At 70.0% G+C, this 25,911-nt stretch carries 22 protein-coding genes and 1 pseudogene; 14 read left to right on the forward strand and 9 right to left on the reverse strand.

What is annotated here, in order from left to right; all coding sequences use genetic code 11:
* Nucleotides 1–207 precede the first annotated feature (207 nt).
* From gatD to DJ81_RS00200, 5 genes are all read left to right on the forward strand, one after another.
* Nucleotides 208–1,482: a Glu-tRNA(Gln) amidotransferase subunit GatD gene (gene gatD / locus DJ81_RS00180; RefSeq protein WP_094587883.1), complete on the forward strand. Its 1,275-nt coding sequence runs from the start codon at nucleotides 208–210 to the stop codon at nucleotides 1,480–1,482.
* Nucleotides 1,479–2,594, forward strand: coding sequence for a GNAT family N-acetyltransferase (locus tag DJ81_RS00185; protein ID WP_094587885.1), 1,116 nt, complete (start codon nucleotides 1,479–1,481; stop codon nucleotides 2,592–2,594). The genes gatD and DJ81_RS00185 overlap by 4 nt, the downstream gene beginning before the upstream one ends.
* A 24-nt stretch (nucleotides 2,595–2,618) precedes the next feature.
* A complete protein-coding gene (locus tag DJ81_RS00190; protein ID WP_094523515.1) occupies nucleotides 2,619–2,834 on the forward strand; it encodes a hypothetical protein in 216 nt (71 codons plus the stop codon).
* A 46-nt stretch (nucleotides 2,835–2,880) separates the two neighbouring features.
* On the forward strand, nucleotides 2,881–4,158 hold the full coding sequence (locus DJ81_RS00195) for a DUF6498-containing protein (RefSeq protein ID WP_094527194.1): 1,278 nt from the start codon (nucleotides 2,881–2,883) through the stop codon (nucleotides 4,156–4,158).
* Between the two features lie 81 nt (nucleotides 4,159–4,239).
* Nucleotides 4,240–5,247 (forward strand): A24 family peptidase, encoded by a 1,008-nt coding sequence (locus tag DJ81_RS00200; protein ID WP_094527193.1) that lies wholly within the window; start codon nucleotides 4,240–4,242, stop codon nucleotides 5,245–5,247.
* A 50-nt stretch (nucleotides 5,248–5,297) separates the two neighbouring features.
* Here DJ81_RS00200 and dnaG read toward each other — a convergent pair whose 3' ends face one another.
* Entirely contained in the window at nucleotides 5,298–6,953 is a 1,656-nt protein-coding gene (gene dnaG, locus DJ81_RS00205; protein WP_094587887.1) for a DNA primase DnaG, read from the reverse strand.
* Nucleotides 6,954–7,127: 174 nt separating this feature from the next.
* On the opposite strand from dnaG, the gene DJ81_RS00210 reads away from it, so the two are divergent.
* Nucleotides 7,128–7,412, forward strand: a complete 285-nt coding sequence (locus DJ81_RS00210) for a hypothetical protein (protein ID WP_094523523.1) — start codon at nucleotides 7,128–7,130, stop codon at nucleotides 7,410–7,412.
* Nucleotides 7,409–8,893 (forward strand): sodium:solute symporter, encoded by a 1,485-nt coding sequence (locus DJ81_RS00215; RefSeq protein ID WP_094527191.1) that lies wholly within the window; start codon nucleotides 7,409–7,411, stop codon nucleotides 8,891–8,893. The genes DJ81_RS00210 and DJ81_RS00215 overlap by 4 nt, the downstream gene beginning before the upstream one ends.
* 34 nt (nucleotides 8,894–8,927) lie before the next feature.
* Here the strand turns inward: DJ81_RS00215 and DJ81_RS00220 are convergent, their stop codons facing one another.
* Both DJ81_RS00220 and DJ81_RS19930 read right to left on the reverse strand, forming a co-directional pair.
* Complete coding sequence (locus tag DJ81_RS00220; RefSeq protein WP_094527190.1) at nucleotides 8,928–9,113, reverse strand: hypothetical protein; 186 nt, start codon at nucleotides 9,111–9,113, stop codon at nucleotides 8,928–8,930.
* 226 nt (nucleotides 9,114–9,339) lie between these two features.
* A pseudogene (locus tag DJ81_RS19930) lies at nucleotides 9,340–9,979 on the reverse strand (helix-turn-helix domain-containing protein).
* A 163-nt stretch (nucleotides 9,980–10,142) separates the two neighbouring features.
* On the opposite strand from DJ81_RS19930, the gene DJ81_RS00230 reads away from it, so the two are divergent.
* From DJ81_RS00230 to DJ81_RS00240, 3 genes are read left to right on the forward strand one after another with little or no spacing between them, the layout of a single operon-like run.
* On the forward strand, nucleotides 10,143–10,799 hold the full coding sequence (locus tag DJ81_RS00230; RefSeq protein WP_094527189.1) for a helix-turn-helix domain-containing protein: 657 nt from the start codon (nucleotides 10,143–10,145) through the stop codon (nucleotides 10,797–10,799).
* A gap of 46 nt (nucleotides 10,800–10,845) precedes the next feature.
* Entirely contained in the window at nucleotides 10,846–11,733 is an 888-nt protein-coding gene (locus tag DJ81_RS00235; RefSeq protein WP_094527188.1) for a YqcI/YcgG family protein, read from the forward strand.
* Complete coding sequence (locus tag DJ81_RS00240; RefSeq protein WP_094523533.1) at nucleotides 11,726–12,319, forward strand: cysteine hydrolase family protein; 594 nt, start codon at nucleotides 11,726–11,728, stop codon at nucleotides 12,317–12,319. The genes DJ81_RS00235 and DJ81_RS00240 overlap by 8 nt, the downstream gene beginning before the upstream one ends.
* Nucleotides 12,320–12,356: 37 nt before the next feature.
* On the opposite strand, the gene DJ81_RS00245 is transcribed toward DJ81_RS00240, so the two are convergent.
* Nucleotides 12,357–13,826 carry an MATE family efflux transporter gene (locus tag DJ81_RS00245; RefSeq protein WP_094527187.1) on the reverse strand — a complete coding sequence of 490 codons (1,470 nt, stop codon included), beginning with the start codon at nucleotides 13,824–13,826 and terminating at the stop codon, nucleotides 12,357–12,359.
* Between the two features lie 135 nt (nucleotides 13,827–13,961).
* On the opposite strand from DJ81_RS00245, the gene lipA reads away from it, so the two are divergent.
* Nucleotides 13,962–14,900, forward strand: coding sequence for a lipoyl synthase (gene lipA, locus DJ81_RS00250; RefSeq protein ID WP_094587889.1), 939 nt, complete (start codon nucleotides 13,962–13,964; stop codon nucleotides 14,898–14,900).
* Nucleotides 14,901–15,197: 297 nt separating this feature from the next.
* Entirely contained in the window at nucleotides 15,198–16,598 is a 1,401-nt protein-coding gene (locus DJ81_RS00255) for an ABC transporter substrate-binding protein (RefSeq protein WP_094587891.1), read from the forward strand.
* 189 nt (nucleotides 16,599–16,787) lie between these two features.
* Here DJ81_RS00255 and DJ81_RS00260 read toward each other — a convergent pair whose 3' ends face one another.
* The 5 genes from DJ81_RS00260 to ggt all read right to left on the reverse strand — a co-directional run bounded on the left by DJ81_RS00260 (nucleotide 16,788) and on the right by ggt (nucleotide 22,928).
* Complete coding sequence (locus tag DJ81_RS00260) at nucleotides 16,788–17,492, reverse strand: ABC transporter ATP-binding protein (protein WP_094527184.1); 705 nt, start codon at nucleotides 17,490–17,492, stop codon at nucleotides 16,788–16,790.
* Nucleotides 17,489–18,301, reverse strand: coding sequence for an ABC transporter ATP-binding protein (locus DJ81_RS00265; RefSeq protein WP_094527199.1), 813 nt, complete (start codon nucleotides 18,299–18,301; stop codon nucleotides 17,489–17,491). The genes DJ81_RS00260 and DJ81_RS00265 overlap by 4 nt, the downstream gene beginning before the upstream one ends.
* A gap of 140 nt (nucleotides 18,302–18,441) precedes the next feature.
* Nucleotides 18,442–19,818 carry a branched-chain amino acid ABC transporter permease gene (locus DJ81_RS00270; RefSeq protein WP_094527183.1) on the reverse strand — a complete coding sequence of 459 codons (1,377 nt, stop codon included), beginning with the start codon at nucleotides 19,816–19,818 and terminating at the stop codon, nucleotides 18,442–18,444.
* Entirely contained in the window at nucleotides 19,815–20,927 is a 1,113-nt protein-coding gene (locus tag DJ81_RS00275; protein WP_094527182.1) for a branched-chain amino acid ABC transporter permease, read from the reverse strand. Before DJ81_RS00275 ends, DJ81_RS00270 begins: the two co-directional genes overlap by 4 nt.
* A 342-nt stretch (nucleotides 20,928–21,269) precedes the next feature.
* Complete coding sequence (ggt, locus tag DJ81_RS00280; protein ID WP_094587893.1) at nucleotides 21,270–22,928, reverse strand: gamma-glutamyltransferase; 1,659 nt, start codon at nucleotides 22,926–22,928, stop codon at nucleotides 21,270–21,272.
* A gap of 282 nt (nucleotides 22,929–23,210) precedes the next feature.
* On the opposite strand from ggt, the gene DJ81_RS00285 reads away from it, so the two are divergent.
* Nucleotides 23,211–24,920 carry an ABC transporter substrate-binding protein gene (locus tag DJ81_RS00285; protein ID WP_141212496.1) on the forward strand — a complete coding sequence of 570 codons (1,710 nt, stop codon included), beginning with the start codon at nucleotides 23,211–23,213 and terminating at the stop codon, nucleotides 24,918–24,920.
* A 38-nt stretch (nucleotides 24,921–24,958) separates the two neighbouring features.
* Entirely contained in the window at nucleotides 24,959–25,909 is a 951-nt protein-coding gene (locus DJ81_RS00290) for an ABC transporter permease (protein WP_094527179.1), read from the forward strand.
* Nucleotides 25,910–25,911: the final 2 nt, after the last annotated feature.

Here is a 25,911-nt window from a genome sequence, read left to right on the forward strand (position 1 = left end):
GGCTGAGGGAGCGGAGGGGGCGGAGGGAGCTGAGGGAACGGAGCGAGTAAAAATCGGGCGAGCGACGGCTCGCCCGAAACGGTCGCCGCCCTGAAATCGGTCGCCGCCCTGGGAGCGGTCGCCCGCTCGGAAACGGTCGCCGCCCAGGAAAGCGGTCGCCGCGGCCGAACGGTTGGATTCAAGTCCGCCGCAGGGGAAGCGGGTGGTATGCAACCGGGAGATCGCGTCCGCGTCGAGCGCGGGGACGTCACGAACGAGGGCGTACTGCTCCCCTCGACGACTCGCGACCACCTCGTCGTCAAGCTCGACGGGGGGTACAACGTCGGCGTCGACCGCGACGAGGTCGACGACGGGGCCGACGCGGGCGGCGGCGAGGCCTCCGAGATCACCTTCGACGACGACCTGCCGACGGTGTCGCTCATCTCGACCGGCGGGACGATCGCCTCGACCGTCGACTACCGGACCGGCGCGGTCACCGCCCAGTTCGACGCCGAGGACGTGCTTCGGGCCGTGCCCGACCTGGCCGGCCGCGCGAACTACCGCGGGCGCGTCGTCGCCAACATCCTCTCCGAGAACATGGAGCCGTCCATCTGGCGGGAGCTCGCCGAGGCGGTCGCGGAGGAGGTCGCGGCCGGCGCGGACGGCGTCGTCGTGATGCACGGCACCGACACGATGCAGTACTCCGCCTCCGCGCTCTCCTTCATGCTCGACTCGCCCGTCCCGGTCGTGTTCACCGGGAGCCAGCGCTCCGCGGACCGCCCCTCCTCGGACAACGTGATGAACGCGGTGTGCGCGGTCGAGGCCGCGAAGGCCGACCACGCGGAGACGCTCGTCTGCATGCACGCGAGCCCCTCCGACGACGCCTGCGCGCTCCACCGCGGCACCCGCGTCCGGAAGAACCACACCTCCCGCCGCGACGCCTTCGAGACGGTCGGCGCCCGATCGCTCGGCGTCATCGACTACGAGGCCGCGGCCGAGGCGGGCGCCGAGGGCGACGCGGCCGACGCCGCCATCGAGTGGAACCGAGAGCCGCTCCCGCGGGGGAGTGAGGCGAGCGAGGGCGACGGAGACGCGGAGGCCGGCCTCGCGCCCGACCTCGACGGCGACGTGGAGCTCGCGAAGTTCACGCCGGGCATGGACCCGGCCGCGTGGGACTACCTCGACGGCAAGGACGGCGTCGTGATCGAGGGGACCGGTCTCGGCCACGTCCACACCGACCTCGTCCCGCGGATCGCGGAGCTGGTCGAGGACGGCACCGTCGTCGCGATGACGAGCCAGTGCCTCGACGGCCGCGTCTGCGACCGCGTGTACGACACCGGCCGCGACCTGCTCGACGCGGGCGTCGTCGAGGCGGGCGACACCCTCCCCGGCACCGCGAAGGTGAAGCTCATGTGGGCGCTCGCGAACCTGTCGGACCCCGCCGAGGCGATGGCCCGCGACCTCGCCGGCGAGCTCACCGAGGAGTCGCAGCCCTGGCGATGACGGAGTCGGACGGGGAGCCGCCGCGCGCCCCCGGCTCGACGCCCGCCGGACCGACCGTCGTCGTCCGCGAGGCCCGCCCCGCCGACGCCGACGCGGTCGCGGCGTTCACGCGGGACACGTGGGGCGAGCGGCACGAGGACTACCTCCCGCGGGTGTTCCCCGACTGGGTCGCCGCCGACGACCCTGACCGCGGCACCTTCGTCGCGACGCTCCCGCCCGAGGCGATCGACGGAAGCGACGCGGTCGCGGGGAACGACGACCGCGATCCGGGTGACACCGTGATCGAGGGCGACGGCGCGGGCGCGGCCGCCCCCGGCGAGCCAGAGGCCGTCGTCGGCTGCATCCGGGGCGCCCTGCTCACCGAGTGGGAGGCGTGGGGACAGGGGATCCGCGTCGACCCCGCCGCCCGCGGCTTCGGCGTCGGGACCGCCCTCTCGACCGGCGCGCTCGACTGGGCGCGCGACCGCGGCGCGACGGTCTGCCGGAATATGGTGTTCTCGTGGAACATCGCCGGGCTCGGCCAGTCGCGCGCGGTCGGCTTCGAGCCGGCGACGGAGTTCCGGTTCGCGGAGCCCGAGCCGGCGGCGGACGTCGGCGATCCGGAGACCGCGGCGACTGCCTCCGACTCCGACGGGCTCCGCGTCCTCGACGGTCCGGACCCGAACGCCGCGTGGGCGTTCTGGGCCGACAGCGACGCCCGAGACCACCTCCGGGGCCTCGCGCTCGACGACGGCGAGTCGTGGGCCTGTTCCGAACTCACTCGCGAGCGGCTCCGGGTCGCGGCCGACGACGACCGCCTCCTGGCGGTCGCCGACGCCGACGCGCTCGCCGGGGTCGCGCTCCGGGCCCGCGTCTCGGAGCGGCCGGGCGACGACGAGGACGACGCCCCCGAGCGCGTCGCCGTGTACGGCGTCGCCGCCTGGCGAGACGTCGACGCGGCGGGCGCGCTTTATAAATCGATCGCCGCGGACGCGGCCGCGGTCGACGCCGACGCCGCGCGCGTGCTGATCCCCGAGACGGTGGAGCACGTGAGCGACACCGGCGCGAACCGGGTGCCGGTCGCCGGCGAGCCCGACTTCGTCATGCGGGCCGACCTCACGGGCGAACTATAAGCGTCGCCCGCCGAACAGGGTATCATGACGCTCCTCTCCGGGGTCGCCCTCCCGTGGTCGCTCCCGCTCACGCTCGTGGTCTACGGGGTCGTCGTCGCCGCCGCGGCGTGGATCTACCGCGACGCGAGGGAGCGCGGGAGCCGCTACGCGCCCCTCTGGGCGGTCGCGACCCTCGCGTTCACCATCGTCCCCGTGCTCGCGTACCTCTACCTCCACCGCGACGCCGGCCCGGCGCGGTGAGCGTCGCGGACCGTTTTTAGGCTCGGGACACAGATCGACGATCGGAATGCCCTCCACCGCTCGCTCCGGTCCGTTGAGCGCGCTCGCTCGGGGTCGCCGCTTCAGGGCGCTCGCGCTCTTCGTCTCGAATCTCCTCCCGCTCGCGGGCGTCGTCGCGCTCGGCTGGAACGCGGCCGCGCTGATGACGCTGTACTGGTTCGAACTCGGGATCGCCTCGCTCTGGGCCCTCGTCCGCGCGCTGTTCGCCGGCCGACCGTCCGAGATCGAGCGCACCGCGCTGATCGCCGGGCCGCTCGCGAGCCGCCGCGCCGCGCTCTCCGTCCCTCGCACGGGAGTTCAGATCCGTCTCTCATCGCTGCTCGTGCTCCCGGTCATCGCTCCGATACTCTGTGTCGTCTGGCTGTTCGTCGGGGGACTCACGGTGGGCGTCGTCGCCGACGGCGGCCTCTCGCCGAACGCGCTCGACACCGTGACCCTCGCGGTCCTCGCCGTCTTCGTCGGCGAGGGAGCGACGACGCTCGCCGAGTACTTCGCCGGCGGCGAGTACCGCGACCACAGCGCGCAGACGGCCGTTCGCGGCGTGTTCGTCCACGCCGGAGCCGTGTTCTTCGCCGCGCTGTTCACCGTCGCGCTCGTCGGTGCGGCGACGCTCGACGGGGACGCGCCGATATCGGCGCTCGATCCCGGCGCGGTCGGCCTCCCCCTCCTGCTCGGCGTGATCGGGTTGAAGGCCGCCGTCGACCTCGCGGGGCTGTACCGCGACCGGCTCGACGCGTTCGACGAGTCGCAGGCGTTGGACCTCGGGTTCTCGTACGACCCGCCGACCACCGACTCGGTCCACAGCTCCCTCGACGGTCCGGTCGATGCGGTCCGTCTCCCCCGGCGCTCGCGGTTCGCCGGGGCGCTCGCGACGGTCTCCGTCCACCCGGGGCTGTGGTGGCTCGCCGCTGTCCCCGCGTTCGTCGCGGCGCTGTTCGCGATCGGCGGCGACTGGACGACCGTCACCGTCCTCTCGGTCGTCGCCGTCGCAGTCCCGCTCTCTCTCGCCGCGGTCGACCACGAGCTCCGGCACGGTCTCGTCGCGTACCGCGCCGGCGACGACGCGCTCGTCGCCCGCGACCGCCTGTTCGGTGCGACGCTGTGGCGCGTCGAGTCGTGGGATGAGACCGGCTTGCGCGTGGAACGGACGTGGCTCGACCGCCGGCTCGGCACCGAGACGGTCGTGATCGAACTCCGCGACGAGGAGCACCGGGTCCCGGGGCTGTCGGACCCCGACACGGTGCTCGCGGCGTTCGATCGGCGCGCCGATCGACCGGACGACTGACTTCGCGTCGCCCTCGGGTCCGCTATCGATATCGATACCCGAACCCGAACGCCTAATTACGCCCGCGGCGGCCGTGGGGACATGGTCGCCACGCTGCCGGACCTCCTGCGACTGCTCGTCGTCCCCGTCTTCGCGTGGGCGGCGCTGCGGGACGTCCGGACCCGACGCCTCCCGAACCGGATCTGGCCGCCGCTGTACGCGTTCGGGGCGCTGCTGTTGGTCTGGGAGGTGGCGTCGATATGGCCGATCGCCGGGATAGAAGAGACGCGGTTCGCCGTCCAGGTCGCGATCAGCCTCCTGTTCGTCGCGCCGCTGGGCTACGCGTTCTGGTTTCTCGGCGCGTTCGGCGGGGCGGACGCGAAGGCGCTGATCGCGCTCGCGATTCTCTTTCCCACCTTCCCGGAGTACGCCGTCGCCGGCGCGGAACTCCCGCTCGTCGAGACCCAGATCGGCGTGTTCTCGCTCACGGTCCTCACGAACACGGTGCTGCTCGGGCTCGCGTACCCCCTCGGCCTCGCCGCGGTGAACCTCGCGCGCGGCGAGCGCTCCGCGAACATGTTCCTCGCCCGCCCGGTGGCGACGGAGTCGCTGTCGGACCGCCACGGCCGGCTCTTCGAGGACGACGACGGGGAGACGCGGAGCGGGCTGGACCTGGACGCGCTCCGGATGTACCTCCGGTGGCGCGGACTGCGGCTCGCCGACGTCCGCGCCGACCCGGGCCGCCTCCGCGACCCGGAGAGCGTCGGCGAGACGTTCGAGCCGACCGACGGCGGGACGCACGTCGGCCCCCTGACCGACGGTGGGACCGCGGCCGACTCGGACGTCGAGGCCGCCTCGCAGTCGGGTCTCGGACCGGCGGCGTTCGACGACCCGTGGGCCGCCGAGCGGTTCCTCGCCGAGATCGACCACGGCGCGTACGGCACCGACGCCGAGACGCTCCGCGGCGGACTGGCGGTCGTCGCCCGGAAGGACCGCGTGCTGGTGTCGCCCGGCATGCCGTTCGTCGTCCCGATGGCGGTCGGGCTGGTCGTCGCGCTGACGTACGGCGACGCGCTGTTCGCGCTGCTCGGCGTCGTCGGACTGGTCTGAGAGAACCCCGCGGGACGGTCGTCGCGCGGCGCCGCCAGCTCCCGGCGCTGTCAGCTCCCGGCCCGGAGGTCCCCGACCGTGAGCACGCGGGTCCCGACGGGCCGTTTCACGAACTCGCCGATCTCTCGGCCGAGCAGTTCGCTGACCCCGCGCTGGGCCGACACGTCGAGGAGGCGCTGATCGATCCGGCCGTCGACGACGACCGTGTGCGGCGCCGTCTCGGCCGCCTCGACCGCGTCGAAGGCGTCGGCGGCGTCGACCTCCGCGAGGACGCCGCGGTCGTCGCCGAGCAAGCGGGCGCGGTCGCTCCCCGAGTCGACGACCTCCTGTACGTGCTCCTCGATCGATCGCGGCTCGTCGTCGACGGGGGCGTCGTCTGACGGTTCGGCCGGCTCCTCGTCGGTCTCCGTCCCCGACCCCTCGTCGGTCTCCGTCATCGGCTCCTCGTCGGTCTCCGTCATCGGCTCCTCGTCGGGTTTCGTCCCCGACCCCTCGCTGGTCTCCGCCCCCGACTCCGCTTCGGCCGTCTCCGCGGACCCGTCGTCCGCCGGTTCGGTGGCCGTCGCCTCGGCGTCGACGACGTCGACCTCGACAGAGTCGGCGCCCCCGTCGTCCCCCGCGGTCGCGGGGTGCTTCTCGACGGCCTCGACCAGGGCGCTCTCCGTCTCGTCGTTGGCCGCACCGGCCACGACGCCGTCGGTCTCCGGACCCTCGGGGTCGGGCGAACCGGGGTCGGAGGCGTCGGGGCCCGGCGTCTCGGACCCGCCGTCCTCCGCGTCGCCGCCGGTCCCTCGACCCGCGTCGTCCTCCCCGACGCCCTCTCGCCCGGCACCGCCGGCGTTCTCGCGTTCCACGTCCCCGGGACCCTCGTCGTCCGCGGCCGCCTCGCGGAGGTTGGGCTCGTCGGCGAGGGTGTCGTACGGGACCTTCCCGCGGAGCGACTCGAAGACGGCGTTGCGGTCGAGGTCCTCGACCGACTCGCCGGGCGGCGCGAACGCGACGTAGTCGACGTCGCCCACCTGCGCGAGTTCGCGGAGGATGAGCTCGCCCCCGCGGTCGCCGTCGAGGAAGGCGGTGACGGTCCGGTCGGCGGTGAGCTCGGCCACCGCGTCCGGGACGTTCGTCCCCTCGACGGCGACCGCGTTCTTAATTCCGCACTCGAGCAGCGTGAGCACGTCCGCGCGCCCCTCGACGACGATGACGGCGTCGGAGTCGCCGACGCGGGGGCCGGCCGGGAGCCCCTCGTAGTCGACGATCCCCTCGACGCGGGCGGCCTCGCGGACCTCCTCGAGGATGTCGTCGCTCGCGAGGCTCGTCTCCTCGAAGCCGCCGGCGATCAGCTCCTTGGCGCGCTCGACGACCTCGCGGCGCTTCGCCGCCCGCACGTCCTCGATGCTCGTCACCTCCACGGAGGCCTGGCAGGGACCGATGCGGTCGATCGTCTCCAAGGCCGCCGCGAGGATCGCCGTCTCGACTTTGTCGAGGCTCGACGCGACGGTGACCTCGCCGAACGACTGCCCGTTCTCGGACTGGACGGAGACGTCGATCCGGCCGACCCGCGACGACTCCTGGAGGTCGCGGAGGTCCAGCTCCTCGCCGAGGAGCCCCTCCGTCTGGCCGAACACCGCGCCGACGACGTCGCTGCGCTCGACGACGCCGTCCGCCGCGATGGTGGCGTGTATCAGGTATTTCTCTGTGTCTTTCATGATGGTGAATGGTGATGATCGGGCGGCGTCGCCGCCCGTGCGCTGTTGTGCGCGTCGCCGAAAATAGTTATCGCACCCGCCTCCGTCGAGGCCCTTTGAAGAAATATATTCTACAAAAGCCAATATCGAACTCTTTTGGTAAGATTTATCCGTTCAAAGTAGTTATAGTTCGACATGAGGAGACCTCGGAGAGATATCGTGTGGATTCCGACGTTCGCACTGCTCGTCGCGTTCGCGGTGCCGTGGCCGCTGTGGGGCGTCGACCGCGTCGTCGCCGGGCTGCCGGTGTGGATCTGGTGGCACGTCGCGTGGCTCGGCCTGTGTACGGTCCTGTTCTCCCGGTTCGCTCGGAGCGGCGCGTGGGAGCGCGGGATGGGGCTCCGCCCCGGCGGAGACGGCGACGACCGGGCCGCGGGCGGCGACGCGGGGGCCCCCGCCGCCGGGGGTGAGCGGCCGTGACGCTCGGGCTCTCGCTCGGGATCGTCGTCGGCTACCTCTTCCTCGCGCTCGCGGTGGGCCTCGTCGCCTACCGCGTCTCCGAGACGACGGCCGAGGACTACTACCTGGCCAGCCGGTCGATCGGGACGGTGGTCCTGCTTTTCACCACCTTCGCCACGCTGCTGTCGGCGTTCACCTTCTTCGGCGGTCCGAACCTCGCGTTCGCCGCCGGCCCGGAGTGGCTGATCGTGATGGGGACGCTGGACGGCGTGCTGTTCGCGGTGCTGTGGTACGCGATCGGCTACAAGCAGTGGCTGATCGGGAACCGCAACGGCTACGTGACGCTCGGGGAGATGCTCGGCGACCGGTTCGGCTCGACGGGCCTCCGCGCGCTCGTCGCCGGCGTGAGCCTCCTCTGGCTGTTCCCGTACGTCATGCTCCAGCAGATGGGCGCCGGCGAGGCGCTCGTCGGGCTCACGAACGGCGTCGTCCCCTACTGGGGCGGCGCGGCGCTCATCACGGCGTTCATGATCCTCTACGTCGTCCTCGCCGGGATGCGCGGGGTCGCGTGGACGGACACGATTCAGGGGCTGTTCATGCTCTCCGTCGTCTGGGTCGCCGCGGTCTGGGTGGTATCCGCCGTCGGCGGCGTCGGCGCGGCCACCGGCGCGATGCTCGACGCTCGGCCCGACTTCGGGTCGTTCGGCGGCGGGACCTACTCCGTCGGGTTCATCGTCTCCACGGCGATCACCATCGCGTTCGGCGTGACGATGTTCCCGCAGATCAACCAGCGGTTCTTCGTCGCGAAGTCGGGCGAGACGCTGAAGCGGTCGTTCGTGCTGTGGCCCGTGCTCGTCCTCCTGCTGTTCGTCCCCGCGTTCATGCTCGGCGCGTGGGCGGCCGGGATGCCGGTCGACGTGCCGGAGGGCGCGAACGTGCTCCCGGTCGTGCTGAACGAGTACACGCCGGCGTGGTTCGCGGCGCTCGTGATCGCCGGCGCGATGGCCGCGATGATGTCCTCGTCGGACTCGATGCTCCTCTCGGGGTCGTCGTACTTCACCCGGGACCTCTACCGGCCCGTCGTCAACGCCGACGCCTCCGAGCGACGCGAGGCGTGGGTCGCCCGGATCGGCGTCGCCGCCTTCGCGCTGCTGGCGTTCGCCGCGAGCCTCTTCCGGCCCGGCACCCTGATCGAGGTCGGCAGCACCGCCTTCTCCGGGTTCGCGCTGCTCGCCCTCCCGGTTATCTGCGCGCTCTACTGGGAGCGGACCACCCGCACCGGGATGATCGTCGGCGTGCTCGTCCCGCAGCTCGCGTACCTCGCGGTGGTGCTGTCGGCGGTCGTCGGCTTCGTCCCGACGCTCCCCCGCACAGTCGCCGGCGGGTGGGACGTCGCGCTCGGGCTGATGGCGCTCTCGGCGCTCCTCACCGTCGGCGTCTCGCTCCTCACCGCGCCCAGCGCGGAGGGCGACGCCTCGCGGTTCGCGGTCGCCGGGGACTGAGTCCGATCGGGGAGAAAGAGCGCGCGGCGGCCGGCTACTCGGACGCCTCCGACTTCTGCACCTTTGAGACGACGACGTCCCAGTCGGGGTGGCCGGGCCCGTTCCGGCAGTCCCACCCGCCCTCGACGTCGATGCCCTCGTCGTGCGCCTCGCGGAGCAGCGTCTGCAGCTCGTCGCGGAACTCCGCCTCAGCCGTCGGCGCGTCGTCGTCGGGGCTCATGCGGACCGCGCTCCGTCGCTCTCGACGGACGAGAGTTCCGCTCGGACGGGTCGCACCGGGGACGTCACCGAGCTCGGACCGAAAATGACCGAATCGAGGGTAGCACCGCTATCACTAACATACATGCGTAGATCGAACCGGCCGCGTCGGTTCAACTGTACTACTGTTAGTACAGTAGGTATTTATAACGAGTGGCTGTCCCCGTCGGAGGGGGATCGCCTCCTCGTCACGCCGGGGCGACGGTCCCCTCGATGAGCCGGCGATGGCCGCGTTTGATCCGGGAGGAAAGCGACTGCTGGGAGATGCCGAGCTCCGCCGCGACCTCGTCCAGCGACGCCGTTCGCGGCGAGTCGAAGTAGCCGCGCTCCTACGCCAACACGAGCGCCTCCCGCTGGGTCTCCGTCAGGTCGTACCCGTCCCCCTGGACCGGCAGGAGCGAGTGGACCGCCGTGATCCCGATGTCGATGTCGCGGTCCTGGCAGTCCGTCCGGAACTCGCCGATCGCCTCGCGGTCCTCCCCACGGACCTCGAACCGCCAGCCGTCCCGCGTCCCCGCGCCGGAGAGCACGGCGATGTTGGCGTGTGCCAGCGCGTTCAATACGCCGTAGTAGTCGTCGTCCCACTCCGCGCGCATCATGTACTCGTCGTCGACGTCGTCGACGAGATCGACGCCGGCGACGCCGCGATGGGCCTCGAACGCGGACTCGATGTCGGCCGGGCGCGCGCCGCGGACCCAGAAGTAGGGGACGACCACCTCCCGTTCAGGATGAGCCGCTCCAGCTCGACCGTCGCCCCCGGGAGGTTCCCGAAGACCGTCCCAGCGGGAACTCATCCGCCGGGCTCGTGAACTCTATGACCGTGGCCATACCGAACGGTGACGCGCGACGCCCATAACCGACGACGATGGTGTACCAAGCAGCGCGGTCGCGGCGGGGGTCCCGCCGTCCGCCCCCGCGATCGCCCAAACCCTGATATACCAAGCTTTCCCTATTTAACGGGGAATCGAGAACGGATCAACGAGTCCAACCGATGAGTGTAATCGTGGAGTTCCGCGTCCTGTCCAGCGATTTCGAGCTCGGCCAGATCCTCTCCGTCGAAGGGGACTCCACCATCGAGCTCGAGACGCTCGTCCCGCTCGGCGAGGCTTCCGTCCCGCTGTTCTGGATCCGCAACTCCACGCGCGAGTCGTTCGTCGAAAGCGTCCAGCGCCACCCGTCGGTCGAGGAGGCCACGCGGGTCGACGCGTTCGAGGAGCGGACGCTGTTCACCCTCGACTGGGACGCGAACCAGGACCACCTCGTCAGCGCCGTGCAATCGAACGACGGACAGATGTTGAGCGCCGTCGGATCGGCGGCGTCGTGGACGTTCGAGGTCCGGTTCCCGACCCACGAGTCGCTCAGCGCGTTCTCGACGGACTGCGAGGAGGCCGGCATCGAAATGACGGTGACGCGCGTGTACAACCCCTCTGAGCCGGACGTACAGCCGTGGCTCGGCCTGACGGAGCCGCAGCTCGAGGCGCTCACGCTCGCGATCGAGATGGGGTACTACGACATCCCGCGCGGCTGTACGACGAAGGAGCTCGCCGACGAGCTGGGTATCTCCGACCAGGCCGTCACCGAACGACTCCGGCGCGCCATCACGGCGCTGGTGACCTATACCCTCCCGATCGACAGTGAGAGCCGGTGACACCGGTCGCCGAAAGTCAAAAGACCGTTTACCACCGACTGCGGGTATGAACGAGCCCGGCACCGAGGGCGTGCTGTTGGACCAAGGGGCGCTCCACGATCGGCTCGACGACGCGCCCGGGTGGCTGCGGGAGCACTACCGGACCTTCCGCGAGTCGATGCTCGGCGAGCGCGACGGCTCGCCGTTCCCCTGCTACTTCGGCATCGAAGTCGAGCGCGAGGGCGACCTGCTGTACGCCGCCTGCGAGTCGACGACCGACCCCGCCGCGCTCCTCCGGTTCCGCGACGTCCTCTTGGAGTACCTCGACGCCTACGAGGACCACGCCGACCGCGCTCCCCTCGCCGTCTTCTTCCGACCGCCCGACGGCGACCGGGGCGAGGCGCACTACCACGAGCGGCTGTGGCACGTCCTCGAGTTCCTCCACGTCCACGACCCGGAGCCGTGGCCGGAGGAGATCCCGACGGACCCTGACACCCCGCGCTGGGAGTTCTGTTTCGGCGGCGAGCCGCTGTTTCCGACCTCCCGAGCGCCCTTCTACGACGAGCGGAAGAGCCGCTACTCGCCCGTCGGGCTGGAGATCACCGTCCAGCCGCGCGCCGTCTTCGAGGGGATCACCGCCGACACGGAGGCCGGCGAACAGGCGCGGGAGGCGATCCGCGGGCGCATGGAGGAGTACGACGGCGTCTGTCCCCACGCCGACCTCGGCGACTGGGGCGTCGAGGGCGACCGCGAGTGGACGCAGTACCTGTTCCGCGAGGACGACGCGGCGAGCCCCGACGCCTGTCCGCTGACGCCGACCCGGGAGCACCCGAAAGCGCCCGAGGCGCTGCTGGAACCGGGCGCCTGGCGCCGGTTCGCGGAGTCGCCGCCCTCGGAGAGCGCCTCCGGGTCCGACGCGGACGCGGCCGTCACCTCGGGGCTCGACGATGACTGAGGCGGACGTCGCCGACTCGGCCCGCTCGGAGGGCGGCTCCGCGCCCCCCGACGACGCGGTCCTCCTGCTGATCGACTTCCAGGTCGGCTTCGACGAGCCGGGGTGGGGCGAGCGCAACAACCCCGACGCGGAGGCGGTCGCGGGCGCGCTCCTCGACCGGTGGCGCGCGGCCGACCGCCCGGTCGCGCACGTCCGACACGCCTCGACGGAGCCGGACTCGCCGCTCCGCCCCGACGCCCCGGGGTTCGCGTGGAAGTCAGAGACGGCGCCCGCCGAGGGCGAACCGACCTTCGAGAAGTCGGTCAACGGCGCGTTCCTCGACTCGGGGCTCGACGCGTGGCTCCGCGAGACGGACCACGAGTCGCTCGTCGTCTGCGGGCTCACCACCGACCACTGCGTCTCGACGACGACCCGCGAGGCCGAGAACCGCGGCTACGACGTGCGCGTCGTCGCCGACGCGACGGCGACCCACGCCCGCGAGGGGTACGACGGAGAGGCGATCGGCGCCGACACGTCCCACCGCGTCGCGCTCGCGCATCTCGACGGGGAGTTCGCGACCGTCGTCGAGGCCGAGGACCTCCGTTAGGCTCCGCCCCGTCAGTTTCCGGTCGGTTCCGATCCGGTCAGTCGTCCGCGGTCCCCGCGGCCCCGCCCTCGCCGTCGTCTCTCGCGCGGTCCGCGGCGTTCGCGAACATCCCCCGCCGCGTCGTGTACGCGAAGTACGCGCCCAGCCCGAGGAACCCGACGACGTTCGAGACGGCGACCGCCCAGAACACGGCCTCGACGCCCCAGCCGAGTCCCGGCGCGACGGCGACGCCGAACGCCCCGAACGTCGCCGTCGCGGGCACGGCGGCGACCGCGATCGGGAACCGGATCCCCCAGTACTTGAGAACGTCGGCGGCGAGCGAGGTCCGGGTGCGCGAGGCGCCGTTGAATCCGGCGAGCAGCGTGTAGGTCCCGCCGAGCGCCCAGTAGGAGACCGCGAGCAGCCGCAGGTACAGCACTGCGAGCGACCGTCCACCCGGCGTGAGGTCGGGGGCGAGGAGGTCGACGACCCCGCCGGCGACCGCGAACTGGACGGCGCCGAGCGCGAGGAACGCGCCGACGATTATCCCGGTTCCGACCGTCGCGGTGCGTCGGGCGCGGCGCGGGGCGTCCGCGCCGAGGTTCTGGCCGATCATCGACTGAGCGGCCTGTTGGGTCCCGAGCGCGGGGACGACCGCGAGGGTCGCGACGCGCGCGCCGACCGTGTACGCCGCGACTCCGGCCGCGCCGCCGGCGACCGCGACGAGGCTCACGACCAGCACGCGCACCAGTTCGGTCGCGCCGCGCTGGCCGCCCAGCGGGAGCCCGACGGAAACGATCTCGCGGAGGTCGCCGGCGTCGACGGCGAGGGCGTCTCGGGTGAGCCGGAACGTGTCGCGACCGATCCCGGCCGCGTACGCGAGGACGTGAACCAGCCCGGCGACGCCCGCGAGCACCGTTCCGAGCGCCGCGCCCTCGACGCCGAGCGCGGGGAGCGGGCCGAGCCCGAATATCAGCGTCGGCGCCGCGACGAGGTTGACGAGGACGCTCGCGACGCTCACGTGGAGGACGGCCCGCGTGTCGCCGTAGGCGGTGAAGCAGTTCTCGACGGTGTCGCCCACCGCGCCGACCGGGAGGACCGCGGCGATTATCGCGAGGTAGGCGGCCGTGGTGCCGGCGAGCGCTGGGTCGGCCCCGAGGAACCGCACCAGCTCCTCGGCGTAGAGGGCGACGGGGACCGCGACGGCCGCCGTGACCGCGAGGGCGACGAGGCCGCCGTTGACCGCGACGCGACGGGCCCCCGCGTCGTCACCGCCGCCGGCCCGCTGCGCGACGAGGAGCTGCGTGCCGACCGCGGCGACGACGACGACCGCGCCGAGGAGCGACTGGATCGGGAGGCTGAGCCCGACAGCCGCGACCGCGTCCTCGCTCACGCGGCCGAGCCAGAACGTGTCGACGAGGGCGTTGGCGACGTAAACGAGGTTCTGCGCGACGAGCGGGGCCGCGAGCAGCAGGAGCACCCGCCCCACCGGCCCGTCGGTGATCGCCTCATTGTCGACGTCGAACATCGGATAGTTCCGTATCTGGGGCCTCTAATAAAACGCTATTGGTGTCGGATACGATACGTTTTGTCCCCGGGTGAGCGGTGGTGAACTCGTCGGTGTGATCCTCACGTTTTTGCACTCGGCCGCCGTGGTTCGGGTATGCAACGCGGCCGTCGAAAGCCGGACTGGCTGAAGTCGCGGCCACCGTCCGGGTCCCGGTTCACGGAGATCAAGGAGCGCCTCCGCGAGCGCGACCTCCACACCGTCTGCGAGGAGGCTAACTGCCCGAACATGGGCGAGTGCTGGTCCGGCCGCGACGGCCCCGGCACCGCGACGTTCATGCTCATGGGCGACCGCTGCTCGCGGGGCTGTAACTTCTGTGACGTCGCGACGGGCGGGATGGAGCCGCTCGACCCCGAGGAGCCGGAGAACGTCGCCGAGGCCGTCACCGAGATCGGGCTCGACTACGTCGTCTTGACCTCCGTCGACCGCGACGACTTGGCGGACGGCGGCTCGGCGCACTTCGCCGAGACGATCCGCCAGATCAAGCGACGGGATCCGGAGGTCCTCGTCGAGACGCTGATCCCCGACTTCCAGGGGGACCCGGCGGCGGTCGACCGGATCGTCGACGCGGGGCCGGACGTGATCGCGCACAACGTCGAGACGGTCGAGCGCCTCCAGTGGCCCGTTCGCGACCGCCGCGCCGACTACGAGCAGTCGCTCGCGGTGCTCGACCGCGTCGACCGAACGTCCGACGTGCACACGAAGACGAGCCTCATGCTCGGGGTCGGCGAGTACGCCCACGAGGTGTACCGGACGCTCGGCGACCTCAGCGAGGTCGGCGTCGACGTCGTCACCTTCGGGCAGTACCTCCGGCCGTCGCGCTCGCACCTCGACGTGTTCGACTACGTCCACCCGGACGCCTTCGAGACGTGGCGCGCGGTCGCCGAGGAGGAGTTCGACTTCCTCTACTGCGCCTCGGGGCCGATGGTCCGCTCGTCGTACAAGGCCGGCGAGCTGTTCGTCGAGGCGCTGCTCCGCGAGGGCCGCTCGCCCGAGGACGCCCGGCGGCACGCGCGCGCCGCCGGTGGCGACTGATCGAGACGACCCGACCGACGGACGTCTCGAGACGACCCGACCGACGGACGCACCCGAACGACCGGTTCTTCGCTCCGGAACGACCCCCGAGCGAGCCGCGCCCGTCTCCCTCTGAACCGGCCGGCCTGCGAGGCCCGAGGTCCCCGATAGCGATACTGTCTAAAATTCGGCACGATCGACGCGAAACGCGCCCCGAGCGCCGGTGGAAGTTATATACCTTATATGAGAGTTATTGACAGGACTTGTGTAGGAGTTGACAGGGATATACTTATCAGAGAGGGGTCTATATGAGTGGGTATGTCATACCACAAACGACGGCGTGACGTGTTGAAGACTGTCGGTGTCGCTGGCGCGGTCGGACTCGCCGGCTGTGCGGGCGGGGACGGCGGCGACGGGAGCGACGGCGGGGACGGCGGCGACGGCGACGACGGAATGGACGGCGACGATGGCAGCGATGGCAGCGATGGCGGAGACGGCGGCGACGGTGGCAGCGGCGGTCCGGACCTGCTCACCGTCATCGGTTACCCCGAGAGCGGGATCCAGCTGTTCCGCGACTACTACGCCGCGTCCGACGGGGCGGAGGACATCCTCATCCCCGACGGGCTTCAGGACCCATCGTTACCCGGGCAGGTCGGCAACGAGATGAGCAACGTCACCGGGACCGCGCCGGCGGCGGGCGGCCCGAACCAGGAGGCGTTCGAGAGCCTCTACCAGGACGCCTACGACGAGACGCCGGGCGTGTTCACCTCGCAGTCGTACGACTCCGCGGCCGCGCTGATACTCGCGAACGTCGCGGCGGGCGAGAACAGCGGGACGGCGATCCGCGACCAGCTCCGGCGGATCGCGAACCCGGACGGCACCGCGTACGGTCCGGGAGAGTTCCTCGACGCGGTCGAGGCGGCCGCCAACGGCGAGAACATCAACTACCAGGGGGCGTCCAGCGCCGTCAACTTCGACCAGAACGGCGACCCCGCGTCGGCGGCCTACTCCATCTGGGAGTTCGCCGGGCAGGACGCCGACTCCGTCGACGTCCAGGAGACGCAGAGCTTCGAGGGGGAGAACCCCGACGGCGCCGGCCCCTCGGCCGACTCGTCGCCCGGCGGGCTCGGCCGCGAGGTGAGCGTCGGGATCCTGCTTCCGGAGACCGGCGACCTGGCGTCGACGGGGCAGCCCATGATCCGCGCGGCCGAGATCCCGGCCCAGCAGGTCAACGACTCCGACCTCGACCTGACCGTGAACGCTCAGTTCGAGGACACGAACACCTCGCCCGACCAGGGGGTCAGCGGCGCCGAGTCCCTCGTCAGCGCGGGGGTTCCCGCGGTGTGCGGGACGGCCTCCTCCGGCGTGAACGTCCCCGTCTGTCAGGAGACGCTCATCCCGAACGAGGTCGTCGGCTGCTCGCCGTCCAGTACCGCGCTGTCGGTGACGAACCTCGAGGACGACGACTACATCTTCCGGACCGCCCCGAGCGACCAGCTGCAGGGCCGGGTCATGGCGCAGGTCGCCTCGGAGCGGCTCGGCGCCTCGACCGCCGCGACGCTGTACGTCAACAACGACTACGGTCAGCAGCTCTCCGAGCGGTTCAGCAACGTGTTCGAGGACACGTTCGACGGCGAGGTGTTCGACCAGATCAGCTTCAACATCGGCGAGTCGTCGTACTCCAACGTCATCGAGCAGGCGCTCTCCAGCGGGAACTGACCGCGATCGGAACCGACGCGTCTCTCGGGCGGCCGATCAAGCGCTACTGTTTTTTCAGACTACCCGACCGAGAAGCGGTGCGGGTCTGACGCGCATCGCTCGCGAGCGACGCGTCGCTTCTGGGCCTTTCGCTCCGCCTCAAAAACGGACCGCCGCCGCGTGGGGCCGACGGCGCGCGGACGCGACCGACTACCCGCCGAGGAACTCCCGGCGGACCTCCTCGTCGTGCAGCAGCACGGCCCCCTCGTCCTCGAACCGGTTCTGCCCGTTCGCGAGCACGTACCCGCGGTCGCAGCGTCTGAGCGCCTCCTTGGCGTTCTGTTCGACCATCAGGACCGCCGTCCCCGACTCGTTGATCTCGTCGATCTTGTCGAACATCTCGTCGACGAGGTCGGGGGCGAGCCCCGCGCTCGGCTCGTCGAGGAGGAGGAGATCGGGGTCGAGCATCAGCGCCCGACCCATCGCGAGCATCTGGCGCTGACCGCCGCTCATCGTCCCCGCCTGCTGGTGTTTCCGCTCCTCTAAGATCGGGAAGCGATCGTACACCTTTCGGAGCTCCTCCTGCGGGACCTCGTCGAGGATGTACGCGCCCATCTCGAGGTTCTCCTCCACGTCGAGCTCCGCGAAGATGTTCTCGTTCTGCGGGACGTACCCCAGTCCCTTGTGGATGACGTCCTCGGGCTTCGTCCCGCTGATGTCCTCGCCGTCGAACGTCACCGTCCCGCCCATGTGCGTCGTCAGTCCGAACACGGACTTCATGACGGTGGACTTGCCGGCCCCGTTCGGGCCGACGATGGTGACGTACTCCTCGTCGTCGACGTCGAGGTCGACGTCGGTGAGGATCTGGAGGTCGCCGTAGCCGGCGTCCAGGTCGCGGACCTCGAGGAGGCTCACACCTCACCCCCGAGGTACGCCTCGATGACCTCCTCGCTCTCCTTGATCTCCGTCGGGGTCCCGTCCTTCAGGATCCGGCCCTGGTGCATGACGATGACCCGCTCGCAGTTGTTCATGATGAGGTCCATGTCGTGTTCCACGATGAGGAAGGTGTACCCCTGCTCGCGCAGCTCGTGGACGTGTTCGAGCAGCCGCTTCTCCAGCGAGGGGTTGACCCCGGCGAACGGCTCGTCCAGGAGCAGCACGTCCGGGTCCGTCAGGAGCGCTCGGGCCATCTCCAGCAGCTTCCGCTGGCCGCCGGAGAGGTTCCCCGCGTACTCCTGCGCGAGGTGGTCGATCTCGAAGAAGTCGAGCACCTCCCAGACCCGTTCGAGCTGTTCGGTCTCCTGCTCGCGGACCGCCCCGCGCGTCATCGGCATGATCGACCGCCACAGCGACTCGCCGACCTGTCCCTTCGGCGCGAGCATCATGTTCTCGAGGACCGTCATCTCCTCCAGCTCGCGCGCGATCTGGAACGTCCGGGCGAGCCCGCGGTTCGCGACCTCGTGGGGCTGGAGCCCCGTGACATCCTCGCCGTTGAACCGGACCGCCCCCTCGTCGGGGTTCAGCATCCCCGTGATGAGGTTGAACGTCGTCGACTTCCCGGCGCCGTTCGGGCCGATGAGTCCGGTGAGCGTCCCCTCCTCGACATCGAAGCTGACGTCGTCGACGGCGACGATTCCCCCGAACTCCTTGCGGAGCCCCTCGACCTCGAGCGGGGCGTACCGCTCCCCGTCGCTCCCGCTCGGGAAGTCGGCCTCGGACCCCATCGCCTCGTTCAGACCGGTCTCGGACGCCGACCCGTCGGCGGGGGCCTCGCCCGCGGCGTCGTCGCCGTCCGTCTGGGCGTCGTCCGTCGCGGCGTCATCGACCGGCGTCGACGCGCTCGGGGCGGACTCGTCGGTCTCGCTCATCGCTCTTCACCCCCGTCGGCGGCCGCCGGCTTTCCGGGCGCCTCGTCGGTTCCCGGCCGCGCGAGGTCGACGCTCGACGCGGTCTCCTTGCGGTGGCCGAGCAGCCCCTCCGGTCGGTTGTGCATCAGCCAGATCAGCACCACGCCCATGATCACCAGCCGCAGCTGGCTGACGCTGTCGAGCGTGTACAGGACGAACGGCATCGGGTCGAGCGAGGCGAACCCCGCCATCGCCTCGCCGAAGTTCCGCGGCGCGTCGCCGAGCTCGAACGCCGTCTCGACGAGGTTCTTGAAGTACCGCGGCCCCTCGTACAGCAGTCCGGCGAATATCGCGCCGCCGAGGAAGCTCCCGGTGTTCGAACCCGCGCCCCCGATGATCAGCGCGATCCAGATGAAGAACGTGATGTTCGGGCGGAACGAGGGCGGCGTGATGCTCCCGCGGCTGGAGTACCAGAGGATCCCGCCGAGCCCCATCAGCGCGGAGCCGAGCACGAACGCCGTGAGCTTGAACCGGTCGGTGTCTTTCCCCAGCGCGTTCGCGACGTCCTCGTCCTCGCGGATCGCCTTCAGGACGCGCCCGAACGGCGACTTGCCGGTCCGCGAGAGCAGGACGTAGAACAGCCCGACGCCGACGAGGAGGAGGATCCCGTACGCCACCCCGTCGATCACCGGCTTGGGGTTGTTCGGGATGTAGTTCCGCTCGACGAACGCGACGACGCCGAGGTACGGCTCCCAGAGGAACAGGGATCTGAGCAGCGCCTCGAGCGGGTCCGCGTAGTTCAGGATGAGCCCGCCGCCGCCGCCGAGACCGACCGTGTCGGCCGTCGGGTCGAACGTGAACAGCCAGAGGTCGATCGTGTCCGGCACCGTGAACGTCTGGAACGTCCGGGACATCATCGTGAACCGGACGATCTCGGAGAACGCGACCGTGACGATCGCGAGGTAGTCCGCCCGGAGGCGGAGCGCGGGCAACGCGACGAGGAGCCCGAACAGCCCCGCCGCGATCACGCCGGCGGCGATCCCGACGCTGAGCGGGAGCCCGAAGCCGCCGACCTGCGCGGCGCCGCCCTCGGCGACCGGCGGCTTCGACACCAGCGCGGTCACGTAAATGCCGATTCCCATGAAGCCGACGATGCCGATGTTGAACAGCCCGGTGTACCCCCAGTGGAGGTTCAACGCCAGCGCGAGCATGCCGAAGACGCCGATGTAGAACGTGAGGTTCGCGACCGAGTTCAGCTGTCCCCGGAGCCCGTATCCGAACGCGACCCCGGCGAGGATGTACGCGAGGTAGAGCGTTCCGAGGACGGCGAGGACGAGCGTCACGTCCCGCTCGAAGAGGCCCTCGATCCGCCCGCGGATGTCAGTGGCGCTCATGCCGTCGTCCTCCCGCTGAAGATGCCTTCGGGCTTGAACAGTAGGATCACGATCATCACCAGGAACGCGGCCGCGCGGCCGAACTCGGAGGGGATCCAGACCACGGAAACGGACGCGGTCAGACCGATGATGATGCCCCCGCCGATCGCGCCGTAGATCGACCCGATACCGCCGAGGATGACCGCGGCGAACACGAGCAGCAGCAGCAGCCACCCGTCGTTGAACCCGAGCGTCCCCTTCCAGAGGACGAACATGTAGCCGGCGACGCCCGTGAGCCCGGCGCCGACGATCCACGTCGTGCGGATGACGCGCTCGGTCGGGATGCCGGTGATCCGCGCGAGGTCCTCGTTGTCGGACATGGCGCGCATGGCCTTCCCGAGCTTCGTCCGCTGCAGGAGCAGGTGCACCCCCAGCATGAGGCCGCCCGCGACGACCACGAGGCTGATGTCGTGGGCCGTCACCCGGAACGTCCCGTCTATCGCGGGGACGTTCACGCGCGGGACCGACCCCGCCGCGGTCGTTCCGCGCACGCCCGCCCCGTAGACGAACTGGAGCAGGTACCGCAGCGCGAACGCGACCCCGATGCTGGTGATGAGCAGCGCGATACCGCTCTCGTCGCGGATCGGCCGGTAGACGAACCGGTCGATCGCGAGCGCCAGCGCGATCGTGACGATCCCCGCCAGAAGAGCCCCGAGGACGACGGCGATCGGCGCGGTCGTGACCCCGATCCCGAGCGCGCCGCCGAACACCGACCCGCCCGCGCCGACGAGCAGGAGCGCGCCGACGCTGTTCTCGCCGATCCCGGCGACGAGGTAGCTGGTCCCCATCCCGGCGAACGCCCCGGTAGTGAGGTAGTCGCCGTGCGCGAAGTTCGCGAAGTTGAGAATGCTGTACGTCATCGAGAGTCCGATACCCGCCAGACCGATGATCAGGCCCCGAAGTAACCCGTCCCAGATCAGGGACGCGAGGCTGCTGATCTGAATCCCCCCGGTCAGGAGCCCGGACACGAGCGACCAAGCCATCCACAGGGCCACGAGCAGGACCCCGATGGCGAGCGGTTCCTCGCTGAGGGTTCGGCGGTATCGGACGTACGTTTCAGAGACACTCACGTGATAACACTCCTCATCATAGCGTATGAATCAACCTATAAGACGTTTTCTACCCAAAATCCACCGACGTATGCCGTGTTTAGACACATAAGTAGTGTCTGAGGAATATAACCACATGCGCGCTCGACTGCCGAACACGCCGCCCCGCTCGACCGGTCACCGCGGGCCCATCGGTCACCGATAGTCGAGGCGGCGACGGAAAGGCGGTGTGAACGCGGCGAGAAAGACGGTGTCAACGCGGCGAGAAAGACGGTGTGAACGCGGAGAGAGGGACCCGCGGGCGGACGGGGCCGTCTCTCGCCTGCGGACCCCCTCTCGGGTCGTCGCCCGACCCGCCCCGAGTCAGTACCCCTGCGCGTTGCCGTCCTTCCGGGGCTCGGTGGCGGCCGAGAGGACCCCGTCCTCGTTGCGGACGATCTGCGCGCCGCCGAACTGGACCGGCGAGAGCGTTCTGACGTCGTGGTTCTTCCGAACCAGCTTCGCGGTGACGTCGTCGTCGAAGTGCGGCTCGACGCCCAGCTCGCCGCTCTCGCGGTACCGCCACCGCGGCTCGTCGAGGGCGCGCTGGAGCGGCATGTCGTAGTCGACGACGTTCGATATCACCTGCACGTGCCCCTGTGGCTGCATGTACCCGCCCATCACGCCGAAGGCGGCCCAGTCGTCCTCGCCGAGGCGAACGATCGCGGGGACCAGCGTGTGGAACGGGCGCTTACCGGGTTCGAGGCTGTTCGGGTGCTCGGGGTCGAGCGAGAAGGACGCGCCGCGGTTCTGGAGGGCGATCCCCGTCTCGCCCGCGACGAGCCCGGAGCCGAAGCCGGCGAACCGCGAGTTGATGTAGGAGACGACGTTCCCCTCGTCGTCGGCGACGGTGAGCAACACCGTGTCGGCGTCTTCGGCGTCGGCGTTCGGTACGCCGAACGAGACGTCGTGGTCGGCCGTGGGCCCGACGCCGGCCGCCCGCTCCGCCGCCCAGTCGGCCGACCCGAGCGGCGGGATCTCCTCGTACTCGGGGTCGGCGATGTAACGGTGGCCGTCGTGAAAGGCCAGCTTCAACGCCTCGGCGAAGTAGTGGACGCGGTCGGCGGTGTCGTAGCCGTGCTCGCCGGCGCCGAGCTCGCTCGCGATGTTGAGCGCCTCCAACGCGATGAGCCCCTGGTTGTTCGGCGGGAGCTCGTACACCTCGGCGCCGTTGTACGTCGTCGAGATCGGGTCGGGCCACTCGACCTCGAAGTCGGCGAGGTCGTCCACGGTCATGAACCCGCCCTGCGACTGGATCTCCCCGGCGATCTCCTCGGCGATCTCCCCCTCGTACACCACGTCTGCGCCGTGCTCCGCGATCTTCTCCATCGACTCGCCGAGCCGCGGGAGCGTGACCGTCTCGCCGACCGCGGGCGCCTCGCCGTCGAACAGGAACGCCTCCCGGGCGTGGTCGTCGGTGAACAGCTCCTCGGCGCCGGCCCAGTAGGACGCGATGACCTCGGAGACGGGGTACCCCTCGGTGGCGTACCGGATGGCCGGTTCGAGGGCGTCGGCGAGGGTGAGCCGCCCGAGCTCCTCGATCGTCGCCTCCCAGCCCCGGGCCGTGCCCGGCACCGTGACCGCGTGGGGGCCGTAGAACGGCATGCCGGCCTCGTCGGTGTCGTCGACCGCGTAGCCGCCGTCGTCGGGGTAGTACGAGGAGACGTCGTCGGTCTCCCGCAGCGAGTCGCGGACGTTCTCGATCGTCGCGTCGGCGGGCGCGCCGCCGCAGGCGCGCATCGATCCCACCTCGCCGTCGGCCGTTCGGTACAGCGCGAAGACGTCGCCGCCGAGCCCCGTCGACGTCGGCTCGACGACGTTGAGCGCGGCCGCCGTCGCCACCGCCGCGTCGAAGGCGTTCCCGCCCTCGCGAAGCGTCTCGATCCCGGCCTGGCTGGCGAGGGGCTGGCTGGTGGCGACGACGCCGCGCTGACCGTACACCGTCGATCGGCGAGAAGTGAACCGGTCCAAGTCTGGTTCCATACCCTCGATCCGGCGCCCCACATTATAAACGTCGGACCGGATCTATTCGGTCGAATCGGCCCCGGCCACGCGATTCCGCACCTGGCTCCCTCGTCCTCGCGGGGCGTCCCCTATGTTTTCCTCCCGGACGAGGGTCCGTTTCGCTGTCACACGCCCCTCACACCCTCGATGATCGTTCGTGTCAATACCGCTTATCGAAACAGAACCGGCGGATTACTGAACGGACGGTGGTTTGCGATAAAGAATAGAATGGTTTTTAACAGACGACGCGTACGTGTGGGTATGTCTCATTCCGACAACGGACAGACGCGATCGGCAACGACTCGCCGACGAGTTCTCGCCGCGATGGGCGGCGCGAGCGTCGTCGGTCTGGCGGGCTGCGTCGGCGGCGACGGCGGCGACGGCGGCGACGGTGGCGACGGGTCCGACGGCGGCGACGGCACGAACGAGTTCGTCGCCTCGGCCGCCGCGAATCCGGGCACGTTCGACCCGACGATCATCACCGACGCGACCTCCAACTCCGTCATCGGGACGATGGCGTACGAGCGGCTGGTCGCGCTGACCTTCGACCTCTCCGAGGTCCGAGGCGAGCTCGCGTCCAGCTACGAGCAGGTCGACGACACCACCTTCCGGTTCCAGCTCCGCGAGGGCGTCACGTTCCACAACGGCGACGAGTTCACCGCGGAGGACGTCGCGTTCTCCATCAACCGGACGAGCGGCACGACGAACGACGCCGACGTCTCGTTCATCGAGAACGTCGAGGTCCTCGGCGACTACGAGATCGAGATCACGTCGAGCGACCCGCACGCGCCCTTCTTGAACGACCTCGCCGCGGTCCCGATCCTCACGAGCAAGACGGACGCGATCAGCGAGAACCCGGAGCAGGACGAGCACGACTTCACCGAGCAGACCCTCGGGACCGGCCCGTGGGAGCTAGAGGAGTTCTCGGCCGAGGACCGCGCCGTCCTCGTCCCCTACGAGGACTACTGGTACGACGGCGACGAGTACCCCGGCACGGCGCCGTGGGACCAGGTCACGTTCCGGGTCATCCCGGAGCAGGTCTCTCAGGAGGAGGCGATGGCCGCCGGCGAGCTCGACATGATCGACAACGCGGCCCCATTCGAGCTCGACCAGTGGGAGAACCAGACCGGCGAGGTCGTCACCGGCAGCGCCGTCGGGTTCGACTTCATCTCGTACCCGGTCAACCAGAGCCCGTTCACGAACGAGAAGCTCCGGCGCGGGATGACCCGTCTGCTCCCGAAGTCCGATGTCATCGAGGCCGTCTTCGGCGGCTACGCGACCGAGCTCGCGGCCCCGATCAGCCCCGGTCTCGGCGCGTTCTGGGACCCCGAACACGAGCAGAACCTCCTCGACGAGTACGTCGGCCAGGACGAGGAGGAGGGGCTCCGACTCATCGGCGAGGCGTTCGAGGAGGAGGACATCGAGGCGCCGTTCGACGTCTCCTTCATCACCAACGTCAACCGGACCCGCGAGCGGTGGATGGAGATCATCCAGCAGACGATGGACGAGACCGAGTACTTCAACGCGGAGCTCGACGTCCGCGCGTTCGACGACCTCGTCCCGTTCCTGCTCGACCCCGAGGGCGCCGCGGCCAGCACGGACGTCGTCGGAATCGGTTGGACCGGCGGCTCCGACCCCGACGGCCACGTGAACCAGCTGCTCCACTCCAGTCAGCACGTCCCCGACGGGTTCAACTGGAACCTCTACGAGAACGAGGAGATGGACCAGCTCATCACCGAGGGGCAGACGACCCTCGGCGCCGAGGAGCGGCTCCCGATCTACCAGGACCTGCAGGAGCTCGTCGCGCAGGACGTGCCGATGGCGAACATGTGGACCGGCGACCAGATAGACGTCCTCAACCCGGAGAACATCGAGTCGATCGATCAGTGGAGTCCCCACCCCAACTCCAGCAACCGGTACAACACGCTGTACAAGCCGCACCTCGACGAGATCGTCTACCCGGCGGAGTAACGGCCCCGAACACCCGATAGCCCTCTCATTTCACCTCGATGAGCCTTCAACGATTCGTACTCAAACGCGGCCTGATAACCATCCCGCTACTGTTAGGGATCTCCCTGCTCACCTTCGGGATGGTCCACGCCATCCCCGGTGATCCGATCGACTTCATCACGCTGTTCACGGACCTCGATCCGCAGACGGAGATGGAGATACGAGCCGAATACGGTCTCGATCAGCCGGTGTACATCCAGTATATCGACTGGGTCACCAGCGCTGCGACCGGCGACTTCGGCCGGTCGATCATCACCCGCGACCCGGTCATCGACGAGATCATGACTCGGCTCCCGTACACGCTCGTGATGGGGATCATGGCGTTCGGCGTCACCCTCGTCACGGCGATCCCCACCGGCGTGATCGCGGCGTACTACCGCAACACCAAGATCGATCAGGCCAGCCGCGTCTTCGCGCTGCTCGGGATCGCGATCCCGAACTTCCTGCTCGGCCTGCTGCTGCTCCTGATCTTCGCGAGCTGGCTCGACCTGTTCCCGATCCTCCCGCCGACCGATCAGGGAATACTCAGCTACGACATGCTGGTGTACACGCTGTTGCCCGCGATCACCATCGGCACCGGCTCCACCGCCCTGTTGATGCGACTGATGCGGTCCTCGATGGTGGAAGAGCTCGACAAGGACTACGTCCGGACGGCGCGCGCGAAGGGCCTCCCGGAGCGGACGGTCGTGCAGAAACACGTCCTCCGGAACTCGCTGATCTCGGTCGTCACCGTGGCCGCCATCCAGGTCGCGTTCATCATCAGCGGCTCCGTCGTCGTCGAGATCGTCTTCTCGTATCCGGGCATCGGCCGCCTCCTCGTCAATCGAGTGGGGAACCGCGACTTCCCGGTGATCCAGGCGATCGTCCTCCTGATCGGCGTCGCCGTGATACTCGCGAACTTCGTCGCGGACGTGCTCTACGCGTACCTCGACCCCCGAATCCGATACTAAAT

The sequence above is a fragment of the Halorubrum sp. Hd13 genome (assembly GCF_002252755.1).
GTDB lineage: Archaea > Halobacteriota > Halobacteria > Halobacteriales > Haloferacaceae > Halorubrum.

Coding starts and splice junctions, on each gene's coding strand:
- DJ81_RS00220 (WP_094527190.1), bottom strand. CDS start 9,113: ATGAGCCCCGACGACGACGCGCCGACGGCTGAGGCGGAGTTCCGCGAC.
- DJ81_RS00240 (WP_094523533.1), top strand. CDS start 11,726: ATGACTGAGGCGGACGTCGCCGACTCGGCCCGCTCGGAGGGCGGCTCC.
- DJ81_RS00190 (WP_094523515.1), top strand. CDS start 2,619: ATGACGCTCCTCTCCGGGGTCGCCCTCCCGTGGTCGCTCCCGCTCACG.
- dnaG (WP_094587887.1), bottom strand. CDS start 6,953: ATGAAAGACACAGAGAAATACCTGATACACGCCACCATCGCGGCGGAC.
- DJ81_RS00200 (WP_094527193.1), top strand. CDS start 4,240: ATGGTCGCCACGCTGCCGGACCTCCTGCGACTGCTCGTCGTCCCCGTC.
- DJ81_RS00235 (WP_094527188.1), top strand. CDS start 10,846: ATGAACGAGCCCGGCACCGAGGGCGTGCTGTTGGACCAAGGGGCGCTC.
- DJ81_RS00245 (WP_094527187.1), bottom strand. CDS start 13,826: ATGTTCGACGTCGACAATGAGGCGATCACCGACGGGCCGGTGGGGCGG.
- DJ81_RS00265 (WP_094527199.1), bottom strand. CDS start 18,301: ATGGGGTCCGAGGCCGACTTCCCGAGCGGGAGCGACGGGGAGCGGTAC.
- DJ81_RS00185 (WP_094587885.1), top strand. CDS start 1,479: ATGACGGAGTCGGACGGGGAGCCGCCGCGCGCCCCCGGCTCGACGCCC.
- DJ81_RS00195 (WP_094527194.1), top strand. CDS start 2,881: ATGCCCTCCACCGCTCGCTCCGGTCCGTTGAGCGCGCTCGCTCGGGGT.
- gatD (WP_094587883.1), top strand. CDS start 208: ATGCAACCGGGAGATCGCGTCCGCGTCGAGCGCGGGGACGTCACGAAC.
- DJ81_RS00285 (WP_141212496.1), top strand. CDS start 23,211: ATGTCTCATTCCGACAACGGACAGACGCGATCGGCAACGACTCGCCGA.
- lipA (WP_094587889.1), top strand. CDS start 13,962: ATGCAACGCGGCCGTCGAAAGCCGGACTGGCTGAAGTCGCGGCCACCG.
- DJ81_RS00210 (WP_094523523.1), top strand. CDS start 7,128: ATGAGGAGACCTCGGAGAGATATCGTGTGGATTCCGACGTTCGCACTG.
- ggt (WP_094587893.1), bottom strand. CDS start 22,928: ATGGAACCAGACTTGGACCGGTTCACTTCTCGCCGATCGACGGTGTAC.
- DJ81_RS00270 (WP_094527183.1), bottom strand. CDS start 19,818: ATGAGCGCCACTGACATCCGCGGGCGGATCGAGGGCCTCTTCGAGCGG.
- DJ81_RS00230 (WP_094527189.1), top strand. CDS start 10,143: ATGAGTGTAATCGTGGAGTTCCGCGTCCTGTCCAGCGATTTCGAGCTC.
- DJ81_RS00290 (WP_094527179.1), top strand. CDS start 24,959: ATGAGCCTTCAACGATTCGTACTCAAACGCGGCCTGATAACCATCCCG.
- DJ81_RS00255 (WP_094587891.1), top strand. CDS start 15,198: ATGTCATACCACAAACGACGGCGTGACGTGTTGAAGACTGTCGGTGTC.